Source organism: Shewanella sp. c952, assembly GCF_019654975.1.
In the GTDB taxonomy this organism is placed as follows: Bacteria; Pseudomonadota; Gammaproteobacteria; order Enterobacterales; family Shewanellaceae; genus Shewanella.
Genome location: NZ_BPEW01000040.1, coordinates 15,280 through 38,996, shown reverse-complemented (window position 1 = coordinate 38,996; position 23,717 = coordinate 15,280). Strand labels below are relative to the sequence as shown.

Genomic DNA, 23,717 nt, shown 5'->3' with positions numbered 1-23,717 from the left:
AATCTTTACTTTATAAAAAAAAAGCCTAAACTCCGCTTCCCAATATTTAGCATCAAATATGCAAAAGCATATACATTCAGGAGTACAAGGTGGATAAATCTGCCTTTTTAACCGTAAAAAACAGCACCTTCACCCCAGTGACAGGACTAGCCTTTTTTGCAATCGCTTCCGGCTTCCTCATGAGCCTTATACCGTTGTCTCTAACCTCATTTAACATGGACAGTTCACTGACAGCTTGGTTAGCCAGTATTTTCTACCTAGGCATACTCGTGGGCACAATGGGGGTGCAGTCTGTTATCACAAAGAGCAGTCATCGCTTGGCACTTATCCTGTTCCTATCTTTATTGATAGCAACCATTCTATTGATGCTCATGTTTCCAGTTGCGTGGGTATGGCTAACGGCACGATTCATTGCCGGCATAGCTGTAGCTGGTGTATTTGTCGTGGTGGAGTCTTGGTTACTCATGGCCGATAGCGCTAAGCAAAGAGCCAAGCGATTAGGTTTATATATGATGTCGCTTTATGGCGGTAGCGCTTTAGGTCAGCTTGCTATTGGTCCTATTGGCATTAGCGGCTTAACCCCATTTTTTTGTGTCATAGGGCTGTTGCTCATTGCCATACTGCCGCCACTGCTGGTTAAAAAGGGTCAACCTTTGCAGTTGCAGCATCAAAAAATAGGACTAAAAGAAGCACGTAAAATAAGCACGCCGGCCATTATAGGTTGCCTAGTCTCAGGTATGTTGCTCGGGCCTATATATGGCTTGATGCCAAGCTACATTAATACCCAGCTTGCCAGTACCGATAAAACAGCATTTCTAATGGCAGTGATTATTATTGGCGGTATGCTCATTCAACCATTAGTGAGCTTTTTATCGATAAGAGTCAGTAAAAGCTTACTGATGGCGCTGTTTTGTCTACTTGGAACCATAGGTATTGTGGGAGTGTTAGACGGCAAATCAATGCAAATAATCAGCGTGAGCTACTTTATTCTGGGTGCAAGTTGCTTTGCCTTGTACCCCATTGCAATCACGCTTGCTTGTGAAGCCATAGGGGCAGAAAAGATAGTCGCAGCGACTGAGTTAATGCTGCTCAGTTACAGTGTCGGCTCCGTTTTTGGTCCTATCATTGCCGAGCACAGCAACCGTTCTGCGCATTCGCTGATTTTGTATTTAGGTTTTGTGTTGACCACAACGTCTATTTATATGCTGTTAAAAAGTTTACACAAAACCCATAGCGGCCAAACTCCCGCTATCGGCTAATCCACCTTTTAAAACACACAAGGATAAGAACATTAGCTTTAATGTTCTTATCATCTAACCATCACAGCTCAAGCATAGTCTAGCCTCAAGTAAGCTCCCGCCCCCCAAACCCTAGCGCCTAACATCTGCAATAAAACAAATCGAAAGTCATATCAAGCAGCTGATAAGTAATAACTTAATTAAAAAGAAGATTTCCGAAAGGTTACCAGTAGCGATCTCACCTAACCTCTACTTCGAGTGTAAATGAGTAACCCGGTTAACAACGGATGTTAATTGACGACAAGGAGTCACTGTCATGCAAGTACAGCAAACACCTCTACAGCAAACAACGTCTAAGCATTACTTGAAAAAACAACTAACCCTGTTTATTTCAGCGGCGACAGCTATGGCCAGTGCATACGCTGCAACGGCTGACGTAACAGCTAGACACCGCGATAAAGTTGGCCAAGTAGATATTACTGCGGAGCGAAAAAAACTACACGTAGACACTCAATAACCCTGTAGCAATGGGGTAAACCCAGCTAATTTATGCAGCGCACCAAAAGGAAATACATGATGAGTATTAAACAATTTCTCGGGATGAGAACGCAGCAAGAACTGCTAACCAGCCACGACATCGTGCATCCCAAAAGGATTATGAATAAAAACCTCTGGACCATTGAGGCTCTGCGAGAGCATTTACAATGGGCCGTCGACGTCGAACTCTATACCATTCCATTTTATATGTCGGCAATGTACTCCGTCATCGACCAAGCGTCTGAGGCCAGACGCTTAGTGCGCTCAGTGGTCAATCAAGAAATGCTGCATATGCAGTGTGCAGCCAATATCGCTAACGCCTACGGTGTTGATCTGCACATTACCGCCCCCCACTATGGCAAAGAGGTGCCCCATCTAGACTTTGCCGAAAATCCCAATCAACCCACAAAAGTCTTCAGCCCTTATAGCACTCAAATAGGGCCAATGGATGTCGAACGTATCAACACTATGTGTATTATCGAATGCCCTGGCGAACTAAGCCCTGCAACCTTAAACCCTAGCAGCGATGAGTACGGCTCAATTGGTGAGATCTACAATGCAATCCGCGAAGGTGCTGCGATGCTCAGCGAATGTATCAGCGCCAATGTTAACCAAGTGGCTCATTTCCAGTCGACCTACCCACAAATTAGCTCACTAACGGTAAGCAAAGACGGCTGCGAAGGACTCACGCAAGTGAATGGGTTAATCGATTTAATTGTCGACCAAGGGGAAGGCGCAGCTTGGCCCGATGAGAAAATCAATCGAGACGTCCCCATTGAGCAACGTTTTGAAGACTACCAACAAGAGCAGCTATCACCTGAGTACCAAAACCATATTGACGACATTCAGCCCTATTGGGATCACTTCCAAAAGTTTACTTACCTGCGCAAGCAAACACTGCCAGCAACCTTTCCGTTAAATTTTGGCAGCCCTAGAGGACTTCAAAACCAGCAGATCCTCGTTAGCCATTTTGGTCATTTCCTACAGCTAATGAATATTGTGTTTAACCCTATTTATCAACAACAGTTGGCCAAAGAGAATGGCATCAGTGTCGAGCAGGTACAGCATGAGGCTGGCGCCGAATTTGGCACCACCATGTACAAAGTCGGCGCAGCAATAGCCGCCTGCTGGGAAAACGGAGTCGTCCCAGTATTCTCTACTTCACAAAGCCAAACGGAGCAATAATCATGAGCCAGTCTATTTTTAAAATTCATCCAGCTATTGGTATTGCTCGCGTGGGCAATAGCAGTGAGTATTATCTTGCACCAGAATCCATTGCCGCAATGCCGCAACCCGGTAAGCCCTGCGATCCTACAACTGGCGGGTTACCTATTCGTCCTGGCACTGAAAATACCATCATAAAAAGCTCAGAGTTCCGTGATGCCTATGGTGCCTTTAAACGCCAAGCGGCACGCTTTCGTATTTTTGCCTATCCTGAAGAGAAGGTAGAGCAATATCCAGCAGCAGATGGGCAAGAGATTAAAATTGGCAGTGTTATCGATGGCAAGAAGGTCGTCGACATTGTTTGGAGTGTCCATTTAGCCAACAAAAAATGCAGCTGGTTTGCCAATGATGACGACCATGGTGCAGTCGCTTATGACAACGGTGCCACGCCGACCTTAAGAAACTTGCGCGAGGGTCTAGACCCATACAATGGCGAGCGACTCAAAAAGCTAATTATTGATGCCGGCCCACGGGTGTTGAAAGGTTGTAATAGCAAAGTAGAATTTAGCCCTAACCACGTCGCATCTATCGAAAAAAACGCTGAAATCCAACAGCTGCCTGACTATCCACAGTCCTTCCCATATATGCACTTTGAGCAACTAGAAACGCCTCAAGGGCGTATCGATAGCTTAGGAGAGATGGAAACGGATAGCTGTGGTCGACTCATTGTTGCTGGTGGTTACGGTAAAAGTAACGCATGGAAGCTAGATGCAAAAGATAAAGTGCAGATAAATAATCCCGTCAATAATGACCAATGGTTTGACGACACCTCTGACGGCCCAGTCAATGCCACCGTGCAGTTTGACGATGGCACTACCGCCACAGTTTTTGGTGGCTGGGTGGTGGTGACAGACCCAAGCTATGCGCCGCAAACACTCAATGTCGTATCACTGTTTGACGAAGCATATGATCTATTTTTACGACAGTTAGATTTAGATCCAGCCATCTTCAGTAACGGTCAGTTTAACCCCAACTATCAGCCGGCTTTCGACGACCACATTAAACCTCTCTTCAGAGCCACAGCGCAGCAATTGTGGAATGCCTATCTGCCCAGTTTTGCCATTGACGCCCATAACAGTGTCGACAGTATTAGTGCCGACGACAATCCCGACGAAACCATCTTGGCAGGGCTTGCTTACATTCGCCAACCCAACGCCGGAAAGCAAGCAAGTTGGCGTTCACAATCTATCGATGTGGGAGCACCGCTAATGCCTTTGGCACTTGGCGATTCAAGTCCCGCTGGCGGCAAACCGTTTCTCAGCCCAACGGTGAGCCAATACCATGCTCTACATTGTTGGTCTAATCACCAATATAAAAAGAGTAACGACAAGCCACTTGGCGCGGGTGAATACCTCGACCGAGCCACGCTGCAAAACTGCCTTGGAGGTCGCTTTAGCCCAGGTATCGATATGACCTGGGTGATCCGCGAGCCCAGTATGTATATCACCAATTGGCAGCAAGGCGCAGGGCCTTTTCGTATTCATCACAAAACCCTCGATTACGCCGCTGTTAGCAACCAAAGCCTTGGCTATAAAGCCCCATTACTGACTCTTGGCTGGATCCCCCGCCATGAAGATGTTGAACACCTAGGGCTAGAGCCAGGCGATGCCACTAAATTTATGGCACTGCCATGGCATGCAGACTACAACTCTTGCGCTATTCATCAAACCTCTCCCAACACCCAAGACTCACAAACCCTCTATTGGTCGTGGCCAGCCCAGCGTCCAGTGACGGTTTATACCGCCCAAGACTTTCAAGACTCACAGATAGATAAAGACCGTCATGGCCTACCGCCACAGCGTTACTCAGTTAGAGGCCGCGGCACAGTACCGGGAGAAAATAGCCCAACGGACAGTGGTAACTTAGCCAATGCAGGCCGCTTCTGGCAGTACAGTGAGATGCTTGAAAAATGGAACGACATTGGTGTGATAGTACAAGCCAGCATCATAGATGACGGCCAATGCTACCCCGATGATGTCTATCTAGAAGTGGAAAGTAAGCTCGAAGGTAAAACCCCAGAACTGAAGCAACCCACCCCTTGGCCGATGATTGCTGGCAACGAAACTGCCATCAACAAAAAGAGGTAAGCGATGAAACCACTCTATGACGTCATCATCGTCGGAGGAGGCCCTGCTGGTTGTGCAACTGCGATTGCGTTGCACAACCTTGGGGTTAACAATACGCTTGTCATCGAGGGCAGTGATTACACTGCCCCTCGAATTGGCGAGAGCATCCCACCCAACAGCCGCGAACTCTTCGAAAAACTAGGGATCTGGAGCGCCTTTAGTGCACAAAAACATGCGCCTTGCTTAGGGAGTTACTCAAGCTGGGGCAGCGATCAACTCGGCTATAACGACTACCTGTTTAACCCCCAGGGCAACGGCTGGCACTTAAACCGCAGCGCATTCGACAGGTTTCTCGCTATGCAGGTCGAAAAACAGGGCGGCGCACTGCTGAAAAACACCCATTTTGCTAGCTTAACCCAAGAGCAACACCCCTATCCGATTAAAGTAACTCTACGTAATAAGGCCCAAATTCGATGTCGCTTTATCGTTGATGCCACAGGCCGTAGCGCTAAAGTTGCCCGCCAATTTAACGCTAAAGTACAAGTTGAAGATCAGCTCGTTGCAGTAAGCGGCTACTTTAACGCTAGCGACATCATCACGAAACAGAGTTACCAGCAGATGACCCTGCTAGAAGCTGTTGATTATGGTTGGTGGTATTTAGCTCACCTACCCAATGATAAGGTCATCGTCACCGTTGCCAGCGACGCCGAGGTTATCAAGCAAAAGCAGCTCAAAAGCATTGATGCTTGGCAGCACGCGCTGCAACTCACCCAACATATTAGCCCTATTGCAGGTCAAGCAACCCCAAGTAACCTGCACACTTGGGTTGCCCAGTCTGCCATTATGGATCCCCCTGCCGACCAGTGCTGGCTAGCCGTTGGCGACTCCGCGTCAAGCTTCGATCCTATTAGCTCGCAAGGGATCTACAAAGCACTTAAAAATGGCATAGATGCCGCAACAGCAATTGAAGCTTGGCTCAGAAATAACACGCTGGAGATCAATCAATATCGCAATAACCTAGCCCACAGCTTTATCAACTACCTTGAGCAAAAGGCCTACTTCTATAATCAAGAACAGCGCTGGCCTGAAAGCGAGTTTTGGCAGAAGAGGCAAACTCCACTGCAATGACCAAATACCACATAAGCTACAACCGGATCAGTCGAGCACTCTGCCGTTGAATAGATAGCCAAAGACCGCGCAGTCATTGCGCTGTCTTTATATTAAGCACAGCCGTTCGGGTTCGTTTCAATGCTTTTGTCATCGCTTTAATCAATGCGTTACGCACTTTTCATTTAGCTCGCTAAGCATCATCGCTCAAGCCTTGGCTTAGAATTAGAACAAAAACTAAGCTCGAAAGCTCAACAGCCGCTAGCTTTTATTAACCATCTGCGACTTACTTCAAACAAATGTAACAATTTAACTTTAAAATTATATAGATAGCATACTACGCACGTATACTTTCGCCCTCATACATTAAGGGAACTATTCCATGAAAATCAGCGCACGCAATACCCTAAACGGCAAAATCAAATCAATCGACGAAGGTTCAGTTAATAACGAAGTCGTTATTGAATTGGCACCAGGCGTTGAGATCACTTCTGTTGTGACTAAAAAATCTTGCCAACAACTTGGCCTAGTGGTTGGTGGTGATGCATATGCCATAATCAAGGCAAGCAATGTGATGGTTGCTGTAGATTAACCAAGTCATCTAGGTTTGGTCAGCAAAGCCGCTGTTGCAATTGTAATAGCGGCTTTAATCAGCCAAATAGCGAGATAACAAAGCCAATAATAATCAGAGATGTTCCCAACAAAATGGTGTATTTCACTCGCGTTGCTTGTTTAAAAGCTTGATGGCCAACGTACTGAATATCGATATTGTCTGAGATTTCGAAGCCACGCCCAAGCGTCCAGAAAAATAACGTCAACCTATCAAAAGACGCCATAAAACGCCCCTGCGAACCCAGTAAACTGTCCCACTGCTGCCTATCATGTTGCTTAAGCGTACGATTAAGCTCCGGCAATCCCATAAAAGCAATGCCTATAAACAGCACCACAAAGCCCATAGCTAATACTGACATGTTGTCCTCCGTTGACCAAAACCACTATCACCAAGCTAAACATCGAACAAATCAACCAAAAAGTAAAGACCTACTAACTCCTCAAGCCAATAAAAATAAGCCTTTAGTCAAAATACCATAGTAAAAAAACCTTGCAGTTAACTTAAACTCTAAGCCTGAGATGTCAGCGAACTCTTCGCAGACTGCAACATTAAAAATAAACAACTAATTAACAACATTCACACTTTAACTACACCAAGAACGATGCCATAATCATTAACAATTTAGTGTTTAACCGTCTGATTTATGAATTTTTTTGACTATTTTTCCGGGTAAATACAGTAGGAACAACCTTACCCTAGGTCATTTGCGCCACCCTATAGGGCCAATGGAATGAAACTATGAGTGATAACACTTTTTTCTTCGGTGAATGGCAAGTCGATCCTAATGCCAATAGCCTAAGAAACGGTAAACAGCTTAAGCAGTTAGAACCTAAAGCCATGGATGTACTTAACCTACTTTGTCAGCGCGCTGGTGAAGTGTTAAGTAGCGACGACATAGTGCACCACTGTTGGCCCAATACCGACGTGGGTGACAACCCGCTGCATAAAATCATTAACCAAATTCGTCGCGCCCTTGGCGACAGTGCTACCTCGCCCATTTTTATCGAAACTATTCGCAAGCGCGGTTACCGCACCTTAGCAGAAGTACGCTTTCCTATTGGCCAAGAGGAAGCTGCCGACAGCCAAAGCTGGCTAAGTGGTTCACCTTTTCCAGGCCTGCAAGCATACTCCGCTGACTATGCCGACGTATTCTTTGGCCGGGGCAAGCAGGTAAGTGTGCTGCTAGACAGGATCAGCCAACAGATAAAATATGGCCGCGCGTTCTGTCTCACCCTGGGCCCTAGCGGCAGCGGAAAATCTTCACTCATTAACGCCGGCGTGATGCCAAACTTAATGACGACTGCAGGGTATAACAGTGTCAAAGTGGCCTCTTATAGCGAATTAGATTTTGCCGATGTAGCCAGCTCGCAGCTGTTTATTGAACTTGCCAGCACCATGCTCGACTGGGAGTTGAGCGATCTACCCGTATTTGATGGCTACAGCGCCGACACCTTAGCCAGCGCCATACAAGCCGAGCCCAATAGTATTATTCAGCTTTGCCAGCAAGCCCTTAAAAATCAAAGTAGTGGCTTTACTCACTTCGCACTGTTTATCGATAGGTTAGAGATTTTACTTTCATCACCGCTATTTAATGATGATGAACGCCACCAGTTCGTCGAGCTCATTGAGCATTTGTCGACCTCAGGCACTGTACTTGTATTGAGTGCATGTCGTAATGAGTTCTACCCACTGCTGGTCAACTACCCAACGCTCATGGCGGGCAAAAGTCGCGGCGCACATTTTGACTTAGCGCCGCCATCGCGCAGTGAACTGCTACAGATGATCCGCCTACCAGCCATTGCAGCCAATCTAAGTTGGGACAGCGATCCTGACACCGCTATGCCGCTCGATGAAATCATCTGCAGCGAAGCGGCAAGTAACCCCGACGCCCTGCCGATGCTGCAATTTATGCTGCAAGCCTTGTATCTACGCCGCAGTAGCGAAAACCAATTATTACTGTCGGTCTATCAAGAGCTTGGCGGCATTGAGGGCGCAATTGGCAAAAATGCCGAAGACGCCATTAACGCCTTAACTGAACCGCAAAAGGCCAGTCTACCGCAGGTGTTATCTTTACTGGTCACCTTGCGTGAAGATGAAACCTCAATTACCAGCCGCACCGCCCGCTGGTCGCAGTTAAAAACCGAGTCAGAAACCGCATTAGTGCAGGCCATGGTCGACAGCCGTTTGTTTGTCTCCCATCTACAAAATGATGAGCCCTGTTTCAGTATCGCTCACGAAGCGCTATTAAGGCGCTGGCCACGGGCAACCAGCTGGATAGAAGCGCACCTTAGCGACCTACAGATTAAAAGCCGTCTTTACCACCTTGCTAAGCGCTGGCGCAAAGAACACAAAAATAGTGCCTATCTGCTCGCCGACGGCAAACCGTTAAAAGAAGCTTTAGCACTGCAACAAAACCCCTTGTTTACCATCGAGCCGCAAGAGCGTGAGCTTATTACCGCATCAAGCAAACAACAGCGCAGCAAGCGCTGGGTGAAGCGTATGACGATTGCCACCCTGTGTGTTTTGTCAGTGGTGTCGGTCATTATGAGCATTAAAAGTAACCAAGCAGAAAACGTGGCGCAACAAAAGCGTTTAGCGGCCGAGAACCTGCTCGGCTTTATGGTGGGCGATTTCGCCGACAAGATGCGCGGCATCGGCCGTATGGATCTGCTCGATGGCATTAGCAACAAGGCATTAGAATACTTTAGTGACGACGCTCAGCTCAACAATGACTTAGGTTTTGAAGCCAACTTCCAACACGCGCAAACCCTTGAGGCCATGGGCGAAGTCGCCTACTCACGTAATAAATTAGATGAAGCCAATAACGCTTTTCATGCTGCCCGCAACAAGCTCACCGCGTTGCTAAAAAAGCAACCGCACAATTTAGAGCTGCTCAAAACCCTCGGTGCCAACGCCTTTTGGATAGGCCAGCTCGATTACGACAACAGCGACTGGGATGCCGCTAGGGTGTGGTGGGAACTCTATAAGAGTTACGGTCAGACTATGTTTGATATCGCACCTGATGACACCGAGTCGTTGATGGAGCTTTCTTATGCGCAGAATTCGTTGGGGTCTGTTTCAATGAAGCAGCAGGATTTTGAAAGTGCACGCAGAGATTTTGAGGCTTCACTTGAATTGAAACAACTAGCCTTATCTGGAGATAAAAATAATAAGAAGCTAATTGCAGATGTTGCAAATGCTCGATCTTGGTTAGCTAGTGCAGCACTTTCTCAAGGAGATATTCAAACTGCAATTACCATTCACCAGCAAATTCAACGCTTACTTTCGAGCTTGCCAAGTATCCCTCCTTATACGCTCCACAGATTAAGCGGTAGCCACGAAAATCTTGCTTATCTATATAGTTATGTAAGTCGCAATGAAGAAGCATTAGTCCAGGCAGAATTGAGCTATTCAACAATATCAAAAGCATTAGAGCAAGATCCTAATAACAACATCTGGCGCGCCCAACAATATGATGCCTATTTTACAATCTTAACTTTAAGAACAAAGCAACTCGATGATATTGAGCAGCAATATCACCCTGAACAAGTTGCTAATGTTTTAAGCGCTGACGCTTTATTATTTTCTTCGAATCAAAAGCAAGTGATATGGGCAAAATTTCACCTTGCAGCAGCACACTATTTTTTTACTGTAGGTGACTATGCTAGAAGCTTAAAACAAGTTAAGCAGTCAACTCAATTATTCGCAATTCTCCTAGAAAATCATCCCACTGATATACGCTATGCAACTAACTTAGCAAGTAGTCAACTAGTGCAATTAGATGTAAACCTTGCACTTGGAGGAGATGAGACAAAACTGACTTTATGTAATAAAGCAAAGAATCAATTAGAAAACATAGTAGAAAAAAACAAAAACCCTAGCTATACAATACCTTACACACAGGCTCTTGATTGCTTAGGTCAATTAGAAAGTCAACCAGAACTATTAAGCTTATTGAAAAAATCTGGAGTTAAAGTATTTAATTTTTAAATATGACGTGTAATTAGTACTTAATAGAATCCATCTTAATTCACTAGAAACTAGCGAAGCAACTTTATTAACCAGAACCCACCAACATCAAAGGAAGATAATATGCCTAACATTACAAACCTTCAAACATTCACACTAACCGTAACCTTAAACAATGATAATGTACCTCAATTCAACTATAGCCAAGGTGGTTCAACTACTACTGGCAGCTTTGTTGTAAAAGAGCCAACCACAATCCGCTATTATTTGGTAGACAAAACTGAAAAAGGACTTGAGTTTATTGGGGCTGCCTTCACGACTCCATTTGATAACGTAATTGATAGTGTGGAATTGGGTCAAGACGGCAACGGGCCGTATATCGATCTCATAGATTCAGATACAACAGTTGGTAAAACAGGTTTCCGATTTATTCTTTCTAACCAACAGAATAACCTTACAGTGTTAAGCCCTGATCCTGAAGTTATTAATGATGGGCCTCAATAAAGAATAACTATAGACATACATGGACGCTCACAGTTAGTCAAAACAGTACTTAGCTAACCGAGGTGTTTTGCCTTAGTTTCTGGTTTACTCTGGCCTCCCGTCTAGTGCTTATCAGAATTAACCATGGCCATCCATAGTTAATCTCAGAAATGAGGCCCATGCGCCTCATTTTCTTATCGCACTCTCAATAACAAAATCAACCAAAAAACCGCTCTACTAAAAATGGGATTACACGATCCCTAACTTAACTCAGCAACAAAATTCCCCATTAGCCTCAGTAAAATCAAGCTAGTAAAAATCACTTTATCATACAGCCCCTTCTGCTTATTTTTATTCCAATTCCTAGCTAACACCTTTTAAAAACAATACTTTTTTCCACCTAAACAACCCACCAGCAAGACTTTAGACCTAGAGAACAACCTTCCGCATTTAAAATAATAATCATAATAACAATAACTTAAACAGGAAGATTGCCGAAAGGTTACCAGCCATATATTTAGATAAAGTATTCACTCAATAAACGCGGGCTAAGCGTTAACTCAATCATAAACAAGGGATATTGTTATGTTGGCGACTCCAACTGATACGGCTGCTAGTGCGACATTAACGACAACGGGCTCTAGTAAAGTAGAGCTGAAAAGTACCAACGCAGATTTGCCATCGACTAACAATATCAACCAAACAACCTACAACGAAACCCTGAGCTTTACCCCACTGAAAACCATCAGTCAGCTAAAACAAGCTGAACTACAACCGATAAAAATGATGGTAAATCTATTAATGGAAGCGGTAGTGGTCGTTGATGAGCATGGCACAATTCAGCTCATCAACGAACACGCCATTGATCTTTTAGTCGGTGATAATCTTAATAATAATGAAGCCGTAAGCCCTGATGGTTTGAGTAGAACCGAAGAGCCAATGAGTGCACCCACTTTAATCGGTCAACAGTGGCAAACCTACTTACTAGAACCGCAAAAAAGTTTATATCAAAAGATGGTTATAGAGTCTCGAACAGGTGCTCGGCCATTAAACCACCCACCAGCAGAAACCACCCTGCGGCTAATGGACAAAAGCAATAAAGACGTTGAAGTGTCAATCACTCACTTTGCCTTAAGTACACCGATGTTCGCTATCGTGATTAGAGATTTAACCAAATACCGTATGGAATACAAACAGCTGCATCAATGGGCATCGACCGACTGCTTAACCAAATTAGCTAACCGCCGTGTATTTGATGCTGAACTGCAAAATCACTGGCAAAGCTGCACCGACAAGCAGCGCCCAATCAGCGTGTTATTAATAGATATTGACCATTTCAAGATTTTTAATGACAAGTACGGCCATATCTTGGGTGACTACTGCCTACAGAAAATTGCGCGAGCGATTGAAAGCTCTTTACCTGATGCTGACTGCACCGCTGCCCGCTATGGCGGTGAAGAGTTTGCCATCATTATGCCAAGCTGCAACGCCAAGCAAGTAGAGCAAACTGCACGCTTAGTTCAAAAGAACATTAATGACTTAACTTACATGGATATTGGCCTTGATGCCTCAGTAAGCGTCAGCGTAAGCCAAGGCCATGCGAGCGAAATAAACGGCCAGTATAGAACAAGTACTGCGCTTTTATGTGCCGCCGACACTGCCCTTTACCGTGCTAAAGCCGACGGAAGAAATAGAATCAACGCCTGCCTTTAAGATTGCTTAAACAGGAGGTTAACATGCAATATGACCAAGATAAGTTTCAACTTTTGCAGTTTGCTAGCCCACAACTACTGTTCTGGGCAATTAACCCTGTAATGACTATAAATGAACTTATACTTGGGCAACGCTTACCGCAAGTGATCTTAATTGAAAAACACAGCACCCGACCTATGCTCGAGCGCCAATTTATCCCCTGCCCACACTGCAAGGCACTTAATCCCGCAAGATTATGGAGCTCAGGGAACGCTTTTGCTCATTGGTTTGGCTATGTTTGCCCTGAGTGCAGTGGCACTATTCCCTGCTTATGGAATGTCACCAGTCTATTGTTACTAGCCTTAACCGCTCCAATTTGGTTATTACTTAAAAAGCCTCTGCAGCAACGCTGCAAAATCAAGAGTCTGAAGCGGGTGATAGCGATGAAACAGAAAACGGCAAAAGTAACTAATCAGCAGCCTTGCATAAAAACAGCGCAAGCGACTGCCGTCATACTGTTTCTATTTATGTTGTTTATTCAAAGCAGAGCTGCGAGCTTATCTGTTGAGCAAATGTCCATTAGTTTGATGACGAGCTGTTTAGTGGGCATTGTTTTTGGCCAGCTAGCGACATTTAAAAAACGGCAGCGATCAAAAAAGCGCTATTAAAAATAGCGCTTTGTTTAGCCCTTTATGCTGCTCGACTTAAAAAGTATTAGCGGTTGATAATCACTTTCTCGATAATAATCTGCTCTCTAGGTACATCATCATGCCCAGCTTGAGTCGCCGTTTTAGCTCGACCTATTTTAGTCACCACTTCCATTCCAGCGGTTACGCTGCCAAATACGGCATAGCCCCAACCTGCATTAGTGGTTGCGGTATAATCAAGAAATGAATTGTCAGCTAAGTTAATAAAAAACTGGCCGGTTGCAGAATGCGGCGCATCGGTGCGCGCCATAGCAATAGAGCCCCTGACATTTTTAAGGCCTCTATTGGCTTCATTAACAATGGCAGCGCGGGTAGGTTTCTCCTCCATTTCGGCAGTAAAACCACCACCTTGCGCCATAAAACCCTTTATTACCCGATGAAATATGGTGCCTTCATAAAAGCCATCTTCACAATATTTAAGGAAATTCTTCGAGCTCACTGGCGCCTTTTCAAAATCGAGCTCTATCTCAATATCACCAAAGTTGGTGCTGAAAATAATCATATCAATTCTCTTACACTACATAATTGCCGCCAGTATAACCTGCGTTATAGCAGATACTGCAACCCGGTTAAGGCTGTACGTCCACCACCGTATCATTCGCTTGCTGCCGATAGCGCTCAAACATCTGATCTAGTGGCTCAATCACTGACGCAAAACCTTTGTCAGCCAAAAACTCTGCACTGTACAATTTAGATGATGAACGCTCGGCTACGTCACAATAGAAGGTCACTATCCGCTTGCCCTTACCCATTTTAGCCGCAGCAAATAGTGCACCCGCTACATTAAGTGCGGCGCTACTACCAAGCACTATGCCATCTTGTTGCTGCACGTGACGCGCGATCGCAATAAGGTCAAGATCTGGCAACGTAATCGCTTTATCGACTTTTGCTTGTTTGAAGTTTTCCACTAAGCGCATTATGCCAATCCCTTCGGTAAAAGAGCTACCGCTGGACTGGTACTCCCCTCGCTTGAGGTAGCTATAGATACCAGAACCATCGGGGTCAACAAGCCAAGTTTGCAACGCCGGGTTTTGTTCCGACAAGTAACGAGAGTTGCCAGCAATGGTGCCACCTGTACCTGCGACAGAAACCAGTGCATCAATATTGCCATTGGTTTGTTGCCAGATCTCTGGTGCTGTATGTTGATAGTGAGCTTTACTATTGCTGACATTCTCAAATTGGTCAGCCCACCAATAGTCATCACGAGCCTCGCCCAGACGCCTCGCGGTATGATAAAAGTGCTCGGGGTTAGCAAATGGACAGGCATCGACCAATAATAGTTCTGCGCCATAGAGTTTAATCATCTGCTCTTTTTCTGGTGCTTGGCCTCTTGGCATGACCACCAGCAGTTTAAAACCCAGCGCTTTGGCGACGAGCGCTAAACCGATACCGGTATTACCAGCTGTTCCCTCAACAATCGTCATGCCGGTTGTTAATTTTCCAGCCTCAACCGCATCCAGCACCATCTGCAATGCGGCGCGATCTTTAATCGAACCGCCAGGATTTTGCTGTTCGCATTTAAGTAAAATGTCACAGCCGCTTAACGTCGATAAGCTATCGATCCGTAATAGATCAGTATGACCAATAAGCTGAGTGATATTGTTTGATAGCAAAGGATATTCCATAAACTGCCTTAATGATTATTAAGCATATTCATATACTAAGCCTAGCTCTCTTGAAAGCAAGTCGAGATTTTATCGCTTAAATTCTGTTTCCCTCCTGCGACAAATAATCATTAGTAAATTTTTATAACAGGGGCTCACAACGAAAAAGCGCAACATTAATGCAAATTTACATTACAAACCGCTGCAACTGTAATAAAGTTGCAACTGACGTTGATTGTATTCAGCTGTTCCGTTGAACTAGAGATAATAAAGGATTATTTATGAAGTTGTACTCTACAAAAATGCTGCCACTTATCATTGCTGCAAGCCTTGGTCTATCTGCATGTGGAGGTGGAGGTGATTCAGGTTCTCCTAGCATTACACCGCCTTCTGGTGGCAGTGATGGCCCAACATGGGTGCAGGGACAGTTTGCTAGCGAGTCGAGTTTAATCAACCAATGTAGCGCTAACCAAACGGGTAGTGCATTGACTGAAAAGCTATGGCTGCGTTCATGGAGCAACAACACTTACCTTTGGTACAGTGAAATTGAAGATCGCGATCCTGCGCCTTATTCAGTTGCTGATTATTTTAAGTTACTGGTCACAAAGGAGCTTACAGACTCTGGCAGCAACAAAGATAACTTCCACTTCTCTATGTCGACTGAAGAATGGGAGCAGCAGAATCAGTCTGGCGCTTCTGTAGGCTACGGTATCACTTTTAAGGTCGATGATGGCTCACAAGCTGGCGCGCGAAAAGTCACCGTGGCTTATAACGAGCCAAATTCTCCCGCCAGCGTTGCCAATATCACTCGCGGCGCAGTCATTGTAGAAATTGATGGCGTTAGTGTCAGAGATGCCGCTGATAGCGCCAGTATCGACATTATCAGAGCTGGACTATATCCAAGCGCAAATGGTAAGCAAACGACGTTCACCATTCGAGACTTAGGCGCTTCAGCTGACCGCGAAGTAACACTAACGGCACAAACCATCATCTCGACCCCAGTGCAAAACACTAAAACAATTCAAACCGCTAACGGTAAAGTCGGTTACCTGCAATTTAACTCTCATATCGCAACTGCTGAACGTGGGCTGTTTGATGCGCTAACCAGCCTAAGCCAAGAAAACGTTGACGATCTTGTTATCGACCTGCGCTATAACGGCGGAGGATTACTCGCAATGGCAAGCCAACTCGGTTATATGATTGCAGGTAAAGAGGCAACCGAAAATAAGACTTTCGAAGAAACCAGCTTTAACGATAAATACCCGAACATTAACCCTATTACCAATCAAGCGCTGTCTCCTATGCCATTTATAGGCGAGACTTTAGGTTTTAATACCAGCCTTCTTACAGGTGGAACCCCACTGCCAAGCCTGGACTTAAAAAGGGTTTATGTATTAACCACATCAAGCACCTGCTCTGCCAGTGAAGCGCTAATGAACGGTTTACGTGGTGTCGATATCGAAGTGATTCAAATAGGCGGTACAACCTGTGGTAAGCCATATGGTTTCTACCCAACACCGAACTGTGCTACCACTTACTTCACCATCCAATTTAAAGGCGTTAATGAAAAAGGCTTTGGCGAGTACTCTGACGGATTTGTGCCGTCAACCAGCCCAACACTCGCTAGCGAAGTGCAAGGTTGTGCACTTACTGATGACTTAAATCATGCTCTGGGTGATCCTGATGAGCGCCTGCTAAGTGCTGCACTTTATTATCGTGATAACCAACGTTGCCCAGCGGTTGCTGCTAGCGTGTCTCGCGCGTCTGCTGCAAATGATTTTGTTGATGAAGGTTTTATGTTGGAAGACAATCGTAAGCAAACTCTTTGGCAGAACAACCGTATTTTAAGTGACATGCAAGGAGCACACTAATGTGTAGGCCAGTGTTTAGCCAAGTGTGTAGCCAGATGTTTAAGCTGATATTTAGCGCCATTTTTATCGTGGGGTTAAGTGGCTGCAGTGCTTTTGCTGAGAGTGAAACTAAAGCAGTACCAGCAGTGTTAATGTCGGCCGATGCCAATAGCGTCAGTCAGCTTGAGCAAGCCATCGCCAGTTTACTTAATACCGACAATGTCAAAATTAGCCCGTCGGCATTTGTACAAAGCAGTTTACTGGCCATTGAACGAGCGCCGCATAAAGATGCTACTGGTCAGCTCATCATGGGCAGAACCTATGAGATGCCACAAATGGTGCAACTGTATATTCAGGACGATAAATGTTCTATAAAGCTGGCTAACGCTGAGCAAAGTAGACAACTACCGAAGCTTAAATGCAAAGCTGAATAAACACTATTTAGTCATAAAAAACGTCGCTAACGCGGCGTTTTTTTATGCGCTAGATGTAGGTTATAGCAAGCAATTTGTATTTAATACCAATCAGTATAAGAAGTTGATCTACTCAGAGCGTTTTTGGCACGCTAATTCAAAGTGAGTAATGACATAATGGTTGTTCCCTTATAAGTTTATTCAACGCAGAAGTAGCAAGCCAAAAACACTCCTACAGGCGAGTTTTATCGGCTATGATGCTGCGTTAATGAACTTGAACGTAGAATAACTATGATCTTCATTCATTGCCTTACCTCAAAGCCGCTAAACTCTCGCTGAGCGATCAAATCTTTATACTGATTGGTATAAGGACACTCCACCACCACTTACGCTTTCAAACCATAAATAGCTGACTTCATATAACAGTTTTACAATCTGACGCTTAGTCACACTTTTGCCTTTAGCAGTTCAAGCTTGATTCAGCTTACCAAGGTTAAGATCAACCTAATTTCTAACCCGTTTGATCCCAGCCAATTGGCTTATGAGAGTTTAATGAAAATCCATGATACCGACTTAATCTATACCAACTTGCCTGGCACGATGGGATTACTCAATTCCGTTGCGTTTATGTGGGTCATCACCGCTGTCACCGTCGGTGTTTTTTGCTGGGTGGCCATTAAGCTATGGCATCTGCACTCCCTGCCCAAGTACTTAGCCAAAGAGCGCGGTATGCAGCAAGCAAAGCTGGTATTTTGGCTCTGTATGCTTGGTCTGCTCTGGAAACCGCTGTGGGTTTTAGCTGTTATCGCAATCGTCACCGATTGGGACAAGGTACAACAGTGGATTAGGGGGACACGCGCATGAAAGAGATAATGTTGCCTTATATTTTTATTTGTTGGTTACTGTTTAAATTCAATGTGATCAAAAAAAGACCGCGTAACTACTTTATTAGTGTGTTGGTAGGCTGTTTAATTGCCACCACTCTGTTCTTGGCGCATCGTTTTTATTCGCCTGCAGATCTCACCGACTCTACAACCGTACGTGCGCCACATGCCGTGCTATCACCCGCCATTGGGCAACAGATTGAAACCATTTCAGTGGTTCACAATCAGCATGTAAAAAAAGGGGAGCTAATCTACACCTTGGTCGATGATAAAGTGGCCAGTGCGATTGATGAGATCAATGCAAAAGTGCAAGAGATCGAACGTGCAGTCGAAGCCACTGAGGTTAAACTTGCCCAAGCGAAACGGAACTACCTGCGTAAAGCCGAACTTGGTGAACACGTCAGTGAACGAGATCTTGAAAATGCTGCCGATAAAGTTGAGATCACCCAAGCTGATTTGAAAGTGCAAGCCGCTCAACTCGAGGTGCAGTACGCGCAACTGCGTAAACAAAATTTTGAATTAGAGAGACTAAAAGTGCGCGCGCCATTCGATGGCATGGTGACTCACGTTTACATTGCTGATGGCACTCGAGTAGGTTCTATGCACCTGTGGAATACCGGCAAAAAGTTTGTCGAGATGCGTATTCCAGATCAATCCTACGCTTATATTAAACCGGGGCAGTTTTCTGAATTCTATATCGATGCCTATCCAGGACAGATTTTTAGAGCACGTGTGCACAGTAAGGTAGAAGCTACAGGCGAGGCACAGGGCGATTTATTACCTCGCGAGCAGATGGTGTCTCGCCATATCAACCTTGGCTCAATGCCAGTCGGCAGAACCGTCGTGCTTGAAGTGGATGACAACACCATGGCGATGTTACCCATTGGCGCCACAGGCTCCGCTTGGGTCAGTGCAGAGAAACCTCACTCAATACTAGGGGTACTCGATATCATTGGCGCTGCAACTGTCAGACTAAAAGCCGTTAAGGCATACTTAAATCCACTATAAGCCAACACATAGCCAATACATAAGCCCGCTAGCCATAATGCTAGCGGGTGATACTATTTCCAAAAGCCAGTTTTATTGACAACCAAGCACTAAGTTGAAAGGCTACCACCTTATTAGCTTTAGCATGTAAAAAAGGGAACAAAGTATATGGATGAACGCTACTTTTATGAGCCCAACAAAGGCCATGGTCTACCCCATGATCCATTAAGCGCAATAATCGGGCCTCGTCCTATTGGCTGGATAGGTTCTCGCAACGCCCAAGGTCAGCGAAATTTGGCACCCTATAGTTTCTTTAACTGCTTCAACTATCGTCCGCCAATCATTGGCTTTGCCAGCATTGGCTGGAAAGACAGTGTCGCCAATATTGCTGCAACTAAGGTGTTCACTTGGAACTTGGCAACTAAAAGCTTGGCAGCAAAAATGAATCAGAGTTCGGTGGCATTAACCAACGATGAAGATGAATTCGATTTTGCTGGTCTCACTGCTAAACCAGCTTCGATAGTTGCAGCCGATTACGTTGCAGAGAGCCCAGTTAACTTTGAATGTAAGCTTACGCAACTGATTCAACTGCAAGGGGCAGATGGGGACAAAATAGATAGTTGGTTAGTGTTAGGCGAGGTCGTTGCCGTGCATATCGATAAGCAGTTGTTAAGCGCCGAGGGAGAGTTTCTAACCACTAAAGCCGCGCCAATTTTACGAGCAGGTGGACCCACTTCCTATTACGGTATTTCAGAAGACAATCGTTTTGATCTATCAAGGCCTATAAAACCCTAATGATCTTTAAAGCTGTGCTATCCCAAAGTAGCCCTTGGCATAAATAAAAAGACTGCTGGAAGTAACTTTTAGCACAAAATAATCAGTCTCCCAAAAGCACTCTAGACTCGCTTTCGGGAGGACTAATAATGGTTTATTAATCTATAGTGCTGTATTACCCTGCCGCTGACTTTGCCACTGTTGCATTAGCTGCTTAACAAAGACTTTATCTTTCTCGTCTGTGGTAGTGGCATACAATACAAATTCATCACCATCTTCTACATGAATGGTGACTTCAGCGACCTCAGCCTCTTCACTCGCATTAGCATAATCGACTTGGATATCTTCTACAGCACTTAATGGACTTGATGCAACTTGCAACTCATCGTTCTCAACCCAATAGGAAAATACAGTCTCAGGCGTGAAGCCGTTGCCGTCTGCTCGATTGCTCAGCCAATCGTCGCTATAAAATAAAACTGGCATTTCGTTTTCAGTGAATACCTTGTTTTGCTGCATAAAATCGATATCGTGCGACCACAGTTTTTCACCAGTAATAATGTCATCTTGCGCAATCAAGCCAACGTCTTGCCCTGCTGAATATAACAGCAATGGAAACATACAAGCCATAAACACCCAATTGCGTGCATGCCACTGCGAGTTCGCTAAATAAGCCTCGGTATTTGGTTTATTTATCTTATTCACGTATATGACTAGCGGGGCGAAAACAATAAACGGAATAAGGTAATCCCAGTTACCCCAATCGCCCTCCCAACTCATCGAGTTGTATCCCAGATAACCTACAAACAGGATAACCGCCGTCCAAGCAGGGATCAGGAATGGCTGACTTTCTCTTTGGTCACGATCAACGACCAACCACAAATACAAAGGGTAATACCAGAGCGGTGAAAAAATAGCCCTCGCAACAGGCCATATATCGGGCCTGTCTTTCTCATATTTAATGTACTGCCAGTTCTTATAGCTCCAATAAGCGGAATACAAGCCAAGACTAAAAACTGACAAAATGAAAAACTTAACTAGCGACACTGGATAGAATTGGCTTTGATGGCTACTTTTCGCTTCCATCGTCAAACTGACCAAGGCATACACAATACTAAATAGCATTAGAGTGCCAAGTAAAACCCAGCGATTAACTGACTCCAAAGTGTCTGCCACAATGGGCTCGCTGGTTGCTGTTGCACTGGTGGCCTTAGGGTAATCAACAATACCGTAGCTATCTATAGAGTCGACTTTTTTGAGTGCCGCAATATAGTCATCTAACTGTTCAACCTCGACTCGGTCGACCTTAGTGCGGTAATCGTATGACAATGTAAGCTGATGTTGTTTCTTGTTATAAGCAACCTGATAAACCAGCTCAAAAAAAGGATTATCCTCCTTGGTGGTTTCATCAGTAAAACTCCAGTTTGAATCTCGAAGATTAACAACAATTTCGCCTTCAATCTGCAATGGGTAACTTAACGATAGCGCTCTTTGGCTTAAGCTTTCGGGGATAGACAGATAAGGAGACAATTGGGTTTCATACAGGTAAATAGTAAATCCCTCGTCATCTCCCTCTGTCCAAGGCGCCTTTAACAAATAGTCTTCACTAATTGTCAGTGTCCCTTGAGTATTATCTCTGGTCACTTGCAGCGGTGTATTGATGCTGAGTCCATTAAAGATTTTGTCATAATACTTAGCGTATTGCTCAGACAAAGCCTGTACTCCACTATCGACAATAGCCGCCCTTTTACGGCGTGCTTCATAACCAGAGTAGGTTACCGTTGAGGTGAATACTGATGGCTTTGCCACCCCATCTGAAAAGTCATAAGCTTCTGCAAAAACAATTTTGCTACCACTATGCTCAGCAGGCATTTTTTCTAGGGCATCAACCTCAGGTTCTAATACCAGCGCATAACCATAGTTAGGTTGATAAACAGCATCTAAAGCCACTTGCTGGTATAACAATGTCGGGTCAAACCAATAACTCTTGTTATTTATCTTGGCCTTAATAATGGCATGGTTGAAGCTTTTTGCCGACGGCAACTTGTTAGCTAGGCTTTCGCCTGTTTGGCTATTGACTAAAACGGGAGAGGCTTCAACACCGAGTCCTTTCAATAACGCGATTAGCAGCACCGACTTATCTTTACAATCACCATAGCGTTTAGCTAATGTGTCACTGGCTTTCGCAGGGAAATGGCTATTACTGCCTATCTCAATCCCCAGGTAACGGATATCTTGTTGCACGAAATTAAGTGCAAGCATGACTTGCTGATCTAAGTCATCAGTTTGCTCGGTGATCTGCTTAATCTTGCTTTGCAACGCTGCAGAATCATCAAGTTGACGTTCAAACATTGGCCGAGCCCAGTCGACCACTGCCCGCCAATCTTTACTCTCTGAAAACTCGGCTTTGGCATAAGGCTCATACCAAGCAGCGGCATCATTACTCACCGCTAAAATGGGCTGTTGCTCCACTAGCAGTTGATAGTCCGTTTCACTACCTAAACGACTCTCGGTAAAGCTTTGTTCAGTATTGTGCATCTTAAAATGCAAAGGAGTAGGTTTCCCCCAAAGCACTCTCAAAAACTGTTGATGGATCGGCACTTGCCACTGCAGTGCTCTAGAGCCGGTGAAAGTACTGGCAAATACAGGATTCTGCCCAAACCTTGTAAAGCTATACTCAACAACATCACCAATTCGAATATCATTAACCGCCCAAAACGCATTAAGCGAACCATCGTAAAGTAGGTCGTTACCGCTGTCGCTTTTGTCTAAACTGAACTGACTATCTAAGGTTTTATCAATTTCTACGCCATCTCGGATAACCTTAACCCCATGAAAAGCGATCCGCTCATAGCTTGGGTCGTAACTCACACTAATTTGCGAGACGTACTCCAACCCTTTAGCTGAAACCGCTTTAATAACATAGCGATTAAACTTGCTCTGTTCACCACCTTCGCTTACCCGATATTGATTATCGAGCAATAGATGAAAAATACCATCGGCAAGCTGATCTGTAGGTTCTATGTCTGGCTCGCTAACAGGCACTGACTGCACCCACGTTGGCTGCGGTGTATAGGTTACGCCCTGCTCGCGATAAGTGCCGCTATGCCAGTCTTCATCTAACGATAGGCGTTCTGTAACAGCTGAAATGCTGTTGGCATTGGCGAAGGAAAATACTGAGAAGTTGATGAGCAAACAGCATGCAGCAATCGATAAGATAAATAATCGTGCAGCAGTTGTAACTGCTTTAAGCCATATTCGATTAAACATCGAGCCAGTCCTTTGTTTCTTATTATTGATGTAAGGCTCCCTCTATGGAGCCAACTGATACTAGGGGCAGTTGATCTTTCACGGTTGTTTTTGCCGCAGTTTATTGGCTATTTTGACAAGGCGGAGGCTATGCCGTTTAGTTATTCTCCACAAATAGTCTACAACACAGTAAAAATAGCCAAGAAACGCGGCCCTTTGGGTTCGTTTCAATTCTTTTATTCTTTTATGACTAGAGTGCGTTACGAGCTTTTCGCTTAGCCAGCTAAGCATCATCGCTCAAGCCTTATACTAAAACAATTGAA

Annotated in this window: 19 protein-coding genes; 15 read left to right on the top strand and 4 right to left on the bottom strand. The window is 44.9% G+C overall.

The annotated features are described in order from the left end of the window. Positions 1-89: 89 nt before the first annotated feature. The 6 genes from K5R16_RS19150 to K5R16_RS19125 all read left to right on the top strand — a co-directional run bounded on the left by K5R16_RS19150 (position 90) and on the right by K5R16_RS19125 (position 6,764). On the top strand, positions 90-1,259 hold the full coding sequence (locus K5R16_RS19150; RefSeq protein ID WP_220739619.1) for an MFS transporter: 1,170 nt from the start codon (positions 90-92) through the stop codon (positions 1,257-1,259). Between the two features lie 295 nt (positions 1,260-1,554). Beyond that, positions 1,555-1,755 carry a hypothetical protein gene (locus tag K5R16_RS19145; protein WP_220739617.1) on the top strand — a complete coding sequence of 67 codons (201 nt, stop codon included), beginning with the start codon at positions 1,555-1,557 and terminating at the stop codon, positions 1,753-1,755. A 59-nt stretch (positions 1,756-1,814) separates the two neighbouring features. After that, a complete protein-coding gene (locus K5R16_RS19140) occupies positions 1,815-2,960 on the top strand; it encodes a ferritin-like protein (protein WP_220739615.1) in 1,146 nt (381 codons plus the stop codon). Between the two features lie 2 nt (positions 2,961-2,962). Beyond that, positions 2,963-5,086 (top strand): LodA/GoxA family CTQ-dependent oxidase, encoded by a 2,124-nt coding sequence (locus tag K5R16_RS19135; RefSeq protein WP_220739613.1) that lies wholly within the window; start codon positions 2,963-2,965, stop codon positions 5,084-5,086. Between the two features lie 3 nt (positions 5,087-5,089). Further along, positions 5,090-6,193 (top strand): FAD-dependent monooxygenase, encoded by a 1,104-nt coding sequence (locus tag K5R16_RS19130; RefSeq protein WP_220739611.1) that lies wholly within the window; start codon positions 5,090-5,092, stop codon positions 6,191-6,193. A 361-nt stretch (positions 6,194-6,554) separates the two neighbouring features. Continuing rightward, entirely contained in the window at positions 6,555-6,764 is a 210-nt protein-coding gene (locus K5R16_RS19125; protein ID WP_020910844.1) for a molybdopterin-binding protein, read from the top strand. Between the two features lie 58 nt (positions 6,765-6,822). Here K5R16_RS19125 and K5R16_RS19120 read toward each other — a convergent pair whose 3' ends face one another. Continuing rightward, positions 6,823-7,143, bottom strand: a complete 321-nt coding sequence (locus K5R16_RS19120) for a hypothetical protein (RefSeq protein WP_220739609.1) — start codon at positions 7,141-7,143, stop codon at positions 6,823-6,825. 380 nt (positions 7,144-7,523) lie between these two features. Here K5R16_RS19120 and K5R16_RS19115 point away from each other — a divergent pair, with 380 nt between their 5' ends. From K5R16_RS19115 to K5R16_RS19100, 4 genes are all read left to right on the top strand, one after another. Next, complete coding sequence (locus K5R16_RS19115) at positions 7,524-10,775, top strand: winged helix-turn-helix domain-containing protein (protein ID WP_220739607.1); 3,252 nt, start codon at positions 7,524-7,526, stop codon at positions 10,773-10,775. A 102-nt stretch (positions 10,776-10,877) separates the two neighbouring features. Then, the gene (locus tag K5R16_RS19110) at positions 10,878-11,258 is read left to right on the top strand and encodes a DP-EP family protein (protein ID WP_220739605.1); all 381 of its coding nucleotides are present in this window, start codon (positions 10,878-10,880) and stop codon (positions 11,256-11,258) included. A 564-nt stretch (positions 11,259-11,822) separates the two neighbouring features. Continuing rightward, complete coding sequence (locus tag K5R16_RS19105) at positions 11,823-12,950, top strand: diguanylate cyclase (RefSeq protein ID WP_220739604.1); 1,128 nt, start codon at positions 11,823-11,825, stop codon at positions 12,948-12,950. A 23-nt stretch (positions 12,951-12,973) separates the two neighbouring features. Then, positions 12,974-13,597 (top strand): phage terminase large subunit family protein, encoded by a 624-nt coding sequence (locus K5R16_RS19100; RefSeq protein WP_220739602.1) that lies wholly within the window; start codon positions 12,974-12,976, stop codon positions 13,595-13,597. Positions 13,598-13,643: 46 nt separating this feature from the next. On the opposite strand, the gene K5R16_RS19095 is transcribed toward K5R16_RS19100, so the two are convergent. Further along, positions 13,644-14,138, bottom strand: a complete 495-nt coding sequence (locus K5R16_RS19095) for a peptidylprolyl isomerase (RefSeq protein WP_220739600.1) — start codon at positions 14,136-14,138, stop codon at positions 13,644-13,646. 67 nt (positions 14,139-14,205) lie between these two features. Further along, the gene (locus K5R16_RS19090; RefSeq protein ID WP_220739597.1) at positions 14,206-15,261 is read right to left on the bottom strand and encodes a cysteine synthase A; all 1,056 of its coding nucleotides are present in this window, start codon (positions 15,259-15,261) and stop codon (positions 14,206-14,208) included. A 260-nt stretch (positions 15,262-15,521) separates the two neighbouring features. Between K5R16_RS19090 and K5R16_RS19085 the strand changes: the two genes are divergently transcribed. The 5 genes from K5R16_RS19085 to K5R16_RS19065 all read left to right on the top strand — a co-directional run bounded on the left by K5R16_RS19085 (position 15,522) and on the right by K5R16_RS19065 (position 20,169). After that, a complete protein-coding gene (locus tag K5R16_RS19085; RefSeq protein WP_220739595.1) occupies positions 15,522-17,111 on the top strand; it encodes a S41 family peptidase in 1,590 nt (529 codons plus the stop codon). After that, complete coding sequence (locus K5R16_RS19080; RefSeq protein WP_220739594.1) at positions 17,111-17,524, top strand: hypothetical protein; 414 nt, start codon at positions 17,111-17,113, stop codon at positions 17,522-17,524. The genes K5R16_RS19085 and K5R16_RS19080 overlap by 1 nt, the downstream gene beginning before the upstream one ends. A 531-nt stretch (positions 17,525-18,055) precedes the next feature. Continuing rightward, entirely contained in the window at positions 18,056-18,367 is a 312-nt protein-coding gene (locus K5R16_RS19075) for an Mg2+ and Co2+ transporter (RefSeq protein ID WP_220739592.1), read from the top strand. Next, the gene (locus K5R16_RS19070) at positions 18,364-19,395 is read left to right on the top strand and encodes an HlyD family secretion protein (protein WP_220739590.1); all 1,032 of its coding nucleotides are present in this window, start codon (positions 18,364-18,366) and stop codon (positions 19,393-19,395) included. The genes K5R16_RS19075 and K5R16_RS19070 overlap by 4 nt, the downstream gene beginning before the upstream one ends. Before the next feature lie 147 nt (positions 19,396-19,542). Next, a complete protein-coding gene (locus K5R16_RS19065; protein ID WP_220739588.1) occupies positions 19,543-20,169 on the top strand; it encodes a flavin reductase family protein in 627 nt (208 codons plus the stop codon). A 141-nt stretch (positions 20,170-20,310) separates the two neighbouring features. Here the strand turns inward: K5R16_RS19065 and K5R16_RS19060 are convergent, their stop codons facing one another. Beyond that, positions 20,311-23,415, bottom strand: coding sequence for a DUF3857 domain-containing transglutaminase family protein (locus K5R16_RS19060; RefSeq protein ID WP_220739586.1), 3,105 nt, complete (start codon positions 23,413-23,415; stop codon positions 20,311-20,313). Between the last annotated feature and the right edge of the window lie 302 nt (positions 23,416-23,717).